The sequence below is a fragment of the Synechococcus sp. R5-13 genome (assembly GCF_047462015.1).
Lineage (GTDB): Bacteria > Cyanobacteriota > Cyanobacteriia > Thermostichales > Thermostichaceae > Thermostichus.
In genome coordinates this window covers 1-10,063 of sequence record NZ_JANSIL010000141.1, presented here as the reverse complement: position 1 = coordinate 10,063, position 10,063 = coordinate 1, and the positions used below count along the sequence as shown (strand labels likewise).

General features: G+C 57.5%; 10 protein-coding genes. 9 read left to right on the top strand and 1 reads right to left on the bottom strand.

Annotated elements, in window-relative coordinates; genetic code table 11:
• Window positions 1-246 precede the first annotated feature (246 nt).
• Window positions 247-1,557, bottom strand: a complete 1,311-nt coding sequence (locus tag NW840_RS10745) for a serpin family protein (protein ID WP_414344200.1) — start codon at window positions 1,555-1,557, stop codon at window positions 247-249.
• Between the two features lie 21 nt (window positions 1,558-1,578).
• Here NW840_RS10745 and NW840_RS10740 point away from each other — a divergent pair, with 21 nt between their 5' ends.
• The 9 genes from NW840_RS10740 (at window position 1,579) to NW840_RS10700 (ending at window position 10,012) form a co-directional block, all read left to right on the top strand.
• Complete coding sequence (locus tag NW840_RS10740; protein ID WP_414344198.1) at window positions 1,579-1,755, top strand: hypothetical protein; 177 nt, start codon at window positions 1,579-1,581, stop codon at window positions 1,753-1,755.
• Window positions 1,756-1,827: 72 nt separating this feature from the next.
• A complete protein-coding gene (locus NW840_RS10735) occupies window positions 1,828-2,352 on the top strand; it encodes a DUF192 domain-containing protein (RefSeq protein ID WP_414344197.1) in 525 nt (174 codons plus the stop codon).
• A 166-nt stretch (window positions 2,353-2,518) separates the two neighbouring features.
• Window positions 2,519-3,814 (top strand): bifunctional sterol desaturase/short chain dehydrogenase, encoded by a 1,296-nt coding sequence (locus NW840_RS10730; RefSeq protein WP_414344201.1) that lies wholly within the window; start codon window positions 2,519-2,521, stop codon window positions 3,812-3,814.
• 203 nt (window positions 3,815-4,017) lie between these two features.
• Entirely contained in the window at window positions 4,018-4,776 is a 759-nt protein-coding gene (locus NW840_RS10725; protein WP_414344196.1) for a DUF4397 domain-containing protein, read from the top strand.
• A gap of 183 nt (window positions 4,777-4,959) precedes the next feature.
• A complete protein-coding gene (locus tag NW840_RS10720; RefSeq protein WP_011433380.1) occupies window positions 4,960-5,850 on the top strand; it encodes an FAD-dependent thymidylate synthase in 891 nt (296 codons plus the stop codon).
• 77 nt (window positions 5,851-5,927) lie between these two features.
• Window positions 5,928-6,665, top strand: a complete 738-nt coding sequence (locus NW840_RS10715) for a class I SAM-dependent methyltransferase (RefSeq protein ID WP_041436582.1) — start codon at window positions 5,928-5,930, stop codon at window positions 6,663-6,665.
• A gap of 353 nt (window positions 6,666-7,018) precedes the next feature.
• On the top strand, window positions 7,019-8,578 hold the full coding sequence (locus NW840_RS10710) for a sugar transferase (RefSeq protein ID WP_011433382.1): 1,560 nt from the start codon (window positions 7,019-7,021) through the stop codon (window positions 8,576-8,578).
• A 10-nt stretch (window positions 8,579-8,588) separates the two neighbouring features.
• Window positions 8,589-9,335: a phosphoribosylaminoimidazolesuccinocarboxamide synthase gene (purC, locus tag NW840_RS10705; RefSeq protein ID WP_414344193.1), complete on the top strand. Its 747-nt coding sequence runs from the start codon at window positions 8,589-8,591 to the stop codon at window positions 9,333-9,335.
• A 17-nt stretch (window positions 9,336-9,352) separates the two neighbouring features.
• The gene (locus tag NW840_RS10700; RefSeq protein ID WP_414344190.1) at window positions 9,353-10,012 is read left to right on the top strand and encodes a DUF2157 domain-containing protein; all 660 of its coding nucleotides are present in this window, start codon (window positions 9,353-9,355) and stop codon (window positions 10,010-10,012) included.
• Window positions 10,013-10,063: the final 51 nt, after the last annotated feature.

Below are 10,063 nucleotides of genomic sequence, written 5' to 3'. Positions count from 1 at the left end.
GGTTGACCCAGTTCAAGGCTTGGCCAAAAGCCTCCATCGTCGCGTCCAATTTGGCGGCTTGTGACGGGAAGGCCTTGAGCTTACAGGATATGGTCAGGACTTGGCTCATAAGTCCATTGTACTTCATCAAAGCGCATTTCTCCCGGCACTGACCCTACGGGTACAGTGCGGGGCTCCTGCGATTTCTAGCTGAAGAGCGATCTGCACGCCCGGTAAGAAGTCAGCAAGCTGCCCTGAGGGATCCCCTTATTCAGGATCCACTAGGGATCCCATGAACAACACGGTTTGGGCCGCTGGGTTGCCGCCGGATCCGGAGGCCACAATGGCAAACCAGAAGGGCCGATCTGCCACAAATTGAAAGGGCTCTTGCCGGTCGACAGCAGTCCGGGAGACGATCACCCCAGTAGCGGCTGCCGCCTCGGATCCCTCTTCGTTCACTTCAATTGCTGCTTTGTGCAGGACTTTGCTGATCCGCGCTGGCTCTGGGGTCATCTGGCTGAAATCGGCTCGGTTGGAAAAGGCAACTCCCAGGCCCAACTGCTGTAGAACTGAAGTGAGATCCGTTTCATAAGCCAGTTCAAATTTCGGGATCCGCACCGAACCTGCACGGGGGCGCAGGGATCCCGTCCATTCTTGCCAAGTTTCCGGGCTCAGCTCTGCCCGCAGCGATTCCAGCTTCACTCCCTTCTTGGGCAGCAGGATCAGCATTTCCAGTTCTCCTTCCCCGTAGGGCAGGCTCACCACCTGCAACTGCTCGGTTTCCAGGTAGTCGTAACGACCGGATTGAACCATCATGGGTACTCGGACGCGGCGGCCATCCAACCGAGTAAAGGGCTGAGTTTGGGTGCGCTCCGGATCGAAGGGCTGAGTCCACTCGCCTTTGAAGTAGATGGCATTGAGCAAAACCATCAAATCCTCGCGGCTGAGGCGATCCACAATGCGGTTGATCTTGCCCTGGGTGCGCTCGGCCACCCAGCCGTTGATCTGGTTCACCGTTTGCCGGGATCCCAAATTCACCCGATTCACCACCGCTTGGTAGTAGGTGGCCAAAGCCTGCAAAAACTGGGGCTGTAAGGTGAGGGTTTGATCCACCCAGAGGCCGTTGGCCATTTGCACCTGGACTGGCCCTCCTGCCGGGGATCCCTCCGCCAGCCAGCCCACCATTTGGGCATTGCTCCAGTTCAACTCATTGAGGGAAAGGTCCTGTGCCTCCAGCACCTCGGCCATTGCCGTTTGAGTCTCCCCAGAGGCGCCGTTGTAGAGCATGCTCAGGGCCAGGCGGATGCTCAAGGGGGAGAAAAAGAGGTTCTCTTGGGGCTGCTGACGGAGCAGGTGATCAAACAGTTTCAGCGCAAAGCGGGTTTGGGCTTGTTGGGCCACGGTCTTTTCCCCATACCCTTCCCCATAGGTCACCGTTGGCTCAAAGGGAATCCGCACCGGGGTTTCCTGTGAACGGGATCCCATCCCGTGAGTGGGCCAGAGGCCCAGGCTCAGTAAACCCAGCAGAGCCAGAAGAGGGATCCGGCTCACCAAGGATCGATTAAACAGGTCTTTCATAGGGCTCTCCTGGCAGAGTCTATGGCTATGCTATCGGGTCGGTTGTGGGCTGCCCTTGCCCAGAGCCGCCATTCCGGCTGCGCTCAAGGGGGAAAAGCACAGGCCGCTTCCGGCAAGCAAGAATTGGCAAGGCTCTCCCAGGGGGGAACTTCCTGCGTCTGGCTGGTCAAGTCGCAGCAGCAGCGTCCGGCGCGATAGGATGAAGCCTGCACAGGAGAGCGCCACATGGTTCTGTTCACGATACACGTTCCAAAAGGGTGCAGAGTCGCCTTGGGCCTGGCTCTACTGCTCCTGGGATCCGGCTTGGGATGTACTGCTGCCACGGAGAGATCTCCCGCCTCCCAAACTCAGGTAACCGAAGCCATCTCTCCATCCCCCCCAGCCATAGGGCAGCCCCAGCAACTGCCGGTTGAAGCCGAAGTCACCCTTGCCGGCCAACGCTTTGAGCTAGAGGTGGCCCGCACCCCTGAGCAACAGCGCTTGGGCCTGATGTTTCGCACCGATTTGCCGCCGGATCGGGGCATGTGGTTTCCCTTTGATCCGCCCCAGCCAGCTTCTTTTTGGATGTTCAACACCCTGATCAACCTGGACATCATTTTCCTTCACCAAGGCAAGGTGGTGTACATTGCCGCCGATGTGCCCGGCTGCCCCGCCCAACCCTGCCCCACCTATGGGCCGCCTCCTTCCCAGTTGGTGGACGGTGTGCTGGAGTTCCGCGGCGGGACGGCTGCTGCTTTGGGTTTGGCCGTTGGAGATCCGGTCGAGATCCGAGAGCTTCAGCCCGTAGCCCCTTGATTTCTACCTCCCCTCTCCCTGAGGGAGAGGGGCCGGGGGTGAGGGAAGACAGGCTCGCAGATGATCTTTTGAAGAATCTTTGCGATGATTTTTGAGGGTTGCTAACTAAGCCTACAGAAGAGGCGACGACAAGCCCAAGAGCAGTTTGGCCACCGCAAGCGAGTCTATGGATGTCAGCAGCGTAAGTCATTGGATAGGGGTGGGGGCTGTCGCCCTAGCCTCCATCCTTTGGGCTGAGATCGTGCGGGATGTGCGCCATTGGCTGGCCCACCGGTGGCCCTGGCTGATGCCCAAACACATCCTGCACCACCGCCTGTTCCGCCCCGACCTTAGCGTGGTGGATGCACAGCTGTACCGAGAATCCCAGTGGCACCACGATGTTCCCGAAGCAGCGACGATGGTCCTGGCCGGGATCCCTTGGGTGGTGGTATTGGGCCAGGGATCCCTGCTGTACGGCCTGGCGGCAGCGGTGGGGGTGGTCTACTCGGCCAGTTTCTGGGTGGCTGGTATGCTGCGGGGTTGGGGGCTGGCCCTGCAGACGGATATCACCCACCAGCCGGGGCCTTTCCCCGTTCCTCCCAGCCAATGGCATGTCAACCGCGCCTACCACTGGCGGCACCACTTCGACGATACCAACGCCTATTTTTGCGGCACCCTGACTCTCGTAGATCGGCTCATGGGCACCAGTCTCTCCTTGAAAGGCAAGCGAGTAGCCGTCACCGGCGCCTCCGGCACCCTGGGCCGGGCCTTGCTCAAGCATTTTCACCAGCAGGGGGCCAAAGTCATCGCCCTCAGCTCCCATTCGGATTCGGTTCACATCGAAGTGGACGGCCAGATCCAGCCGGTGGAGACCGTTCGCTGGCAGGTGGGGCAAGAGGGATCCCTGGCAGAGCTGCTGGAGCGGGTGGATATCTTGGTGCTCAACCACGGCCTGAACGTCCACAGGCAACGGGATCCCGAGTCTGTCCGCCAGTCCTATGCCGTCAACACTTTCTCCAGTTGGCGCCTAATGGAGCTGTTCTTCCAGACGGTGCGCGGCAACCCTGAGATGGCCACCAAAGAGGTGTGGGTGAACACCTCAGAGGCTGAGGCTAGCCCTGCTTTCAGTCCCCTCTACGAGCTCTCCAAGCGGGCTCTAGGCGATCTGGTTACTCTGCGCCGCCTCGATGCTCCCTGCACAGTGCGCAAGCTCATCCTCGGCCCCTTCAAGAGCCAGCTCAATCCCATTGGGGTTATGTCGGGAGATTGGGTGGCCGCTCAGATCTTGGCCCAGGCCAAACGAGACTGCCGCAACATCATCGTCACCATCAACCCCCTGACCTACTTGCTTTTCCCGCTCAAAGAGCTGGCTGTGAGCACTTATTTCCGCTTGTTTAGCCGTCGGTCTCCCCAGCCAGGGATCCCTGCCCCCAACCCAGATCCTGCAGGTGGGGCCGAGTCCGGTGATTTGCCTTTGGTTTAGTTAATTAGTTAAAAGGAACTAGATCCCAACCCGTTCCATAGCTCTATGGCATTGGGCGCAAAAGTGGAGTAAGACAAGAGCAGGTTCCTTGGCGTGCCAATGGGAACTTTTGGGGAGCGAGAGTGCCCTCCTTGGGTTTGCAGAAATACAGCAGTTCGATCCCTGGTGAGCGTTGGGTGTGAGGAGTAGGAGTGAGCGTGAACATGGTGCGACGGTGGGTGGGCGCAGTACTCTGCGTGGTGGGTGGATCGTTGATGTCGGGGCTTTTGTCCGGCTGTGCCATCCCGATGCCTTCGGCATCTGCGGGAGTTTCTGAAGTCCAAGTGCGCTTGGTGCATGTGGCCCCCAATGCCCCTCGGATCGACTTGGAAGTGGGAGGGGTGAGAGCTGCTCGGGGCATAGCCTATGGCTCGGTGAGCGAGTACGTGCGCATACCGGCGGGCGAGTACGACATTGTTTTGTTTTCAACGCCTGAGAACCCTGGCCAGCCTGCGAGTTCTTTGGTTGCGGCCAGAACCGTAGCCAATCTCAGGGGCGGGGGAGTATTCTCGGTGGTTGCTGCCAACGAGCCGAATCGCATGACGGCCCTGGTGCTGGAAGACAACATCCATCCGCCCTTTGATCAAGCCCTGGTGCGGTTTGTCCACGCTGCCCCTGATGCACCGGCCCTGCAATGGCAAGGAGAGCAAGGGCGTGTGCTGATCCCCCAGTTGGCGTTTGGACAGGTGTCCACCTTTCAAGCCATGCGCCCCGGCTTTACCCAAATTCAAGTGGCCATAGCCCCTTCAGCCCCTGGGCCAGGTGTGCAGTCGGCTCCCAGCCGGAGCATTCCCTTGCAACGGTTTGACCTCCAGTTGGAGGCGGGGAAGGTCTATACCCTTTACGTAGCGGGATTGTTGCGCAGCAATCCGGCCCTAAGCCTGGTGCTGGCAGAGGAAACTCGAGCTCGTAGGCTCCTATAGCCAAGGTGTTTCGGTCTCTCTTCTCCTTACACTGAGTTAAGGAATACCTCAGGGTGGGGGCAGATAGGGAATATGCTCTGTGGTGGAGCAGGCCAATGCCGTTGGCGTTCTCCGCTGCCAATATGATCTTACAAGGATCTCAGAATCCTAACATGCGGTGCGAAGCACTAGGGGATGCAGCCTGTGGATGCTTTGTTTCAAGTTGTGGTGCTGAATCAAACCCCAGATCCAGAACGGGTCATCTACCAGGCAATGCACCAGGATTACAGCCCTGATTTTGTCACCTCAGAAAGCCGGATCCCGGAAAAGTATGGAGAGGCCGTGGTGCGGCATTTGCTGGAGGGCAACCGTGGCCACTATGGGCCTCTAGAGCATCCTCAGATCACGTTTGGGGTAGGCTATTTTCCCCATGCTGTCATGCAACAGGCCCGTACTCATCGGGTGGGAATTTCTTTTGATGTTCAATCCTTCCGATATACAGGCCAGCAAATTGCCGATTTGGGCAAAAAGCTCTTGTTCGCGTCAGCGGTGCGGAGCACAACCGAGACTGCTGCTCCTGTTGGCGAGACCGGCTACGGTTGCGTCAGCGATCGCGTCAGCGGGCCGGAGGCCTATCGCGACAGCGGTGCGGAGCACATTGCGGAGCACAGTGGCGGGACGGAGTCCTCCTTGTCTTTGCAAGAGCTGGAAACTTTGTTTTACGTTCCTGCCAGCGTCAAAGAGGGCAAAGCCAAAACCCGCCAAGGCTGCAAGCCCATCTCCCCCGCAGCTTTGGATATCATTCTTGCGCAATATCGCAGCCAGGCCATTGCTTATTATCGCCTGGTAGAAGAGTGCGGATTGCCCTATGAAGATGCCCGTAACATCATTGGCTACGGGATCCGACAACACTTCGTGGTCTCTTTCAATTGCCGTAGTCTAATGCATTTTTTGGATTTACGAGCCAAAGAAGATGCTCAACGAGAAATTCAACATCTGTGTGAACTGATTTGGCCCCACTTTGAAGCGTGGTGTCCCCACGTGGCGGCCTGGTATCGTAAGCATCGCTGGGGAAAGGCTCGATTATCCCCCTAGACTTAGTTTAGATAGATATGCTCTGCTAACCCCTTCTGCGGCTAATCCTGTTTTTGATCTTTTGTTGGGTTACGGGTATGGATCCCGAAGCTTATGAGCAAATGGCAGGCTTGGAAGACCGGCATTGGTGGTTTTTGGGTCGCCGTCACATTCTGAGTCGGGTTATTGGATCCCTGTCGCTTCCCCCCTCTGCTTATATTTTGGAAGCTGGCTGTGGTAGCGGCGGCAACCTGGAGATGTTGTCCAGATTTGGCAAAGTTTGGGCTATGGAAAAGAGTGAAATTGCACTGCCGCTGGCCCAAGCTCGCGGTATTGGGATCGTGGCAGAGGGGGAGTTGCCAAACCGGATCCCCTTTGGTTCTCAACGATTTGATTTGATTGCTTTGCTGGATGTGCTGGAGCATCTGGAGAATGACAAAGAAGCTCTCCTAGCCCTCAGTCAAAGGTTAACCCCATCTGGCTACTTAGTTGTAACTGTTCCGGCTTATCCGTGGCTGTGGAGTTTACATGATGAGCTTAATCATCACAAGAGACGATATACCCGCGGGCAACTTTTGTCGTTGCTTAAAAGCTCAGGTCTAGAAGTTTATACCCTTGTTTTCTTCAACAGTTTTCTTTTCCCAATCATTTCAGGGATCCGCATAATGCAGAAAGTGCTTCGCCTGAGGGAAAGCCAAGATCTGAAAATGCCGCCGCTTTGGCTCAATCGACTGCTGACGGGTATTTTTGCTGCAGAAGCCTATCTGATACCTAAGTTTTCTCTGCCCTTTGGTGTATCTCTGCTGGCAGTAGCCGGCCCGGCAACGAAATCGTAGTATCCTGTCATCATTGCTGTTCTCAGACTGCACTTTGATCATTGCTTAAACTCTCATGTTTCGACATCCAATGTCTGCAATTCTGGTAGTTTCTACAACAGCCTTTTCCGATGGTACTTAACCCACTCAACAGGGATTTTTATCTCTTGCATGATGAGGATCCCAATTACTTAAAGAACTTATTTTGTGTCAGCAGCATGAAGTCCTTTGAAGCTGGGAAGGGCCGTCAATAGAATTATCTGGTGAGGGCTACCCATTCAAGTTTTGGTCAACACTGATCTTGTCCAATAGCCTCAGATGCACAATCTTTTCTGTAAGATTGTCAACGGTCTTGATGCCGAAGGAGATAACCCTTGGCCGAACGCGGCTATAAAACTCGTCTGGATCTGCATCGTTTGTGGGTGCCCTTGGCCTGTTTTGGCGATGGCCTTTGTATTTGGTTGGCCTTTGGGGCGGGCTACTGGCTGCGCAGCTTGCGTCCTCATCAGCTCTTGCCTTGGGATGTCTACGCGGCCTTGGGATTGTTGACCGCCCTCAGTTATTGGGGCATTCAGGCGGGCTTAGGCGGATACGGTGAGTCGAAGCGCTTGTCTCGCTTTGAAGAATGGGCCAGTTTGCTGGTGGGGTTGGGATTGACGTTTGGTTTGGTGCTGGCAGGGGCCTTTTTCGTTCGCTCGGTCTCTTTGTCGCGGCTGGTGGTGGGCTACGCCGGCTTGTTGGCTCTGCTGAGTTTGACTTTGGTACGGGTGGGGTTGCGGCTGGGCATGGGCTGGTTGTGCTCTAGGGGCTACGGTCGGCGGCAGGTCATCTGGGTGGGATCCTGGTCGGTGTTGGCGGAAGTGTTGGAGCGATTGCAGCGATCCCCGCAGTTGGGCTTCCAGGTAGTCGCCTGGGCAGGCGTAGAGCAAGGCTCTTTTGAGGAAGATCCCCCATCTCAAAATGGGGATCCCTGTCAAGATTCATATCCAGTACTAAACACCGCCCGCCCTACCTCTGGCGGGGTTGAGTCTGCCGACAGGACTCTGTCCGGCTCATCCCGAGGAACCCTCTCCTGCTTGTGCAGTCAGCTTGAGCCTTCCTGGTCGGCTCTTGAGCGTCTGGATCTGGTCCATTTGATTGCCTATCTGCAAGCCCACCCAGAAGTGCAGGAGGTGTGGTTTGGGCAACCGGAGCTGGCAACTGCTCCTCTGTTGCTCAGTTTGCAAACATTGTCGGTGCAGGTGCGCTTGGTGCCGGATATCTTAAGTTTTTTAACGGTGAACTTCAGCCTGCAGTCTCTCGACGGGATCCCGCTGCTAACTCTGCGTCAGCCCCCTTTGCGCTACGCCCACAACCGGTTCCTCAAGCGAGCTGTAGACATCCTAGGAGCTTCCCTGGGCCTGATCTTGCTTAGCCCTCTGTTTTTGATTATTGCCCTGCTGGTAGCCTGCAGCAGTCCTGGCCCCATTCTGTATTGGCAAGAGCGGGTGAGCTTGGACGGGCGTCGCTTTTGGATTGCCAAGTTCCGCACCATGCGAGTGGATGCTGAGGCAGCCGGCCAGCCGGGCTGGACGCGCCCCGGGGATCCGCGCCGAACCAAGATAGGAGCCTTTTTGCGCCGCACCAACCTGGACGAGCTGCCCCAACTGTGGAACGTCCTGAAAGGGGAAATGAGCCTAGTGGGCCCCCGCCCAGAGCGGCCCTACTTTGTCGAGCAATTTAGCCAGGAGATCCCCAAGTATCCTGATCGGCATTTGGTGAAAAGCGGCCTGACTGGCTGGGCCCAGATCCACGGCCTGCGGGGAGATACCAGCATTGCCCGCCGCACCCAGTATGATCTCTACTATGTGCAAAACTGGTCGCTGTGGCTGGATCTGCGCATCTTGGCCATCACCTTCTGGCAAGGGATCCGCGGACGGCTGGCCGGATACTAGGGGTTAGCGTATGCCATTCTCCCCCCAAGAGCTGCTCTACGAGGGCAAGGCCAAGCGCATCTACCGCACTGCCGATCCCAGGGTTTATCTTTGCCAATACAAAGACGACGCCACGGCCTTCAACGCCCAAAAGCGGGGATCCATCGCCGGCAAGGGAGAGGTGAATTGCACCGTCTCCAGCCATGTGTTTGCCTACCTGGCGCAGCAAGGGATCCCCAACCATTTCTTGGCCCAAACCGGCCCCACCGAGATGCAGGTGCGAGCCTTGCACATCCTGCCTTTGGAAGTGGTGGTGCGCAACCGCACAGCGGGTAGCCTCTGCCGACGGCTGGGCCTGGAGCAGGGCCTTCCCATCGAGCCGCCGCTGGTGGAGTTCTATTACAAAAACGATGCCTTGGGGGATCCCTTGGTGACCCCAGATCACATCCGCCTATTGCAGTTGGCCACGCCGGAGCAGGTGGAGCGCTTGGGATCCCTGGCTTTGGCCATCAACAACCATCTGCAGGCTTTCTGGCGAAGCTGCCGCCTAGAGTTGGTGGACTTTAAGCTGGAGTTTGGCCTGGACGAGAAGGGAGAGATCCTGCTAGCCGACGAGATTAGCCCCGATACCTGCCGTCTTTGGGATCGGGGGGGATCTGAGCCGCGGGTGCTGGATAAAGATCTCTTTCGCTTTGATCTGGGGGATCCAGTAGCTGGCTATCAAGAGGTGTTGCAGCGGGTGCTTCAGGCAGTGGGATCCCAATTCCTTCTCTCCTAGAGGGAGAGGAGCCAGGGGTGAGGGACTATAATCGCCTCAGCGATCCCACTCCTTTAACGCCCGAGCCTCCTTTCGCTTGTCGGGATCCCGCCATGACCTCTCCCCGCCCCCCCTACCCCGGCGAGCGTTTCCGCCGCCAACTGGCCGACCTGCTGGATGCCTGGGTGGAGCAGGGGTTGATTGAACCTGAGCAGCGGGAGCGGCTGTGGGAGTACTACCAACTGGATAGCTTGCAACGCTCAGCCGGCGGGCGATTTGCCCTGGTGCTGCTGCTGTTTGGCGCAGTTCTGGTGGGCCTAGGGGTGATCTCCTTTGTGACGGCCAACTGGGCTGCTATTCCCCGCTGGGCAAGAGCCTGGGGGTGCTTGGCCCTCATGGTAGGGCTGCAGGTGGCTGGCTTCCAGGTTTGGCAGCAGGGATCCCGACGGCTGGGCAGCGCCCTGCTGATAGCCGGTGAACTGACCCTGGGAGCCTGTATTGGCCTGATGGCCCAGTGGGTTCAGCTTGGGGGATCTGCGGCAGGCTTGTTTTGGGCCTGGGGGATGGGCAGTTTGGCCATGGCCTACGGCTTGCGTCACAGCCCCAGCGGTGTACTGGCCTGCCTTCTGCTGGGCTCGGGGATGGTAGCCGACTTCGTGGATTGGGGGACTGTCAACTTCCTGATACATTTACGCTGAACACTGCTGAACATCACTGTTCAACTATGCAGCGATAGCATTCTGTTTGTT

Excerpts from the sequence above, each read along its gene's own strand:
- NW840_RS10725 (WP_414344196.1), top strand. The coding sequence starts at position 4,018 with ATGGTGCGACGGTGGGTGGGCGCAGTACTCTGCGTGGTGGGTGGATCG.
- purC (WP_414344193.1), top strand. The coding sequence starts at position 8,589 with ATGCCATTCTCCCCCCAAGAGCTGCTCTACGAGGGCAAGGCCAAGCGC.
- NW840_RS10745 (WP_414344200.1), bottom strand. The coding sequence starts at position 1,557 with ATGAAAGACCTGTTTAATCGATCCTTGGTGAGCCGGATCCCTCTTCTG.
- NW840_RS10715 (WP_041436582.1), top strand. The coding sequence starts at position 5,928 with ATGGATCCCGAAGCTTATGAGCAAATGGCAGGCTTGGAAGACCGGCAT.
- NW840_RS10730 (WP_414344201.1), top strand. The coding sequence starts at position 2,519 with ATGGATGTCAGCAGCGTAAGTCATTGGATAGGGGTGGGGGCTGTCGCC.
- NW840_RS10740 (WP_414344198.1), top strand. The coding sequence starts at position 1,579 with ATGGCTATGCTATCGGGTCGGTTGTGGGCTGCCCTTGCCCAGAGCCGC.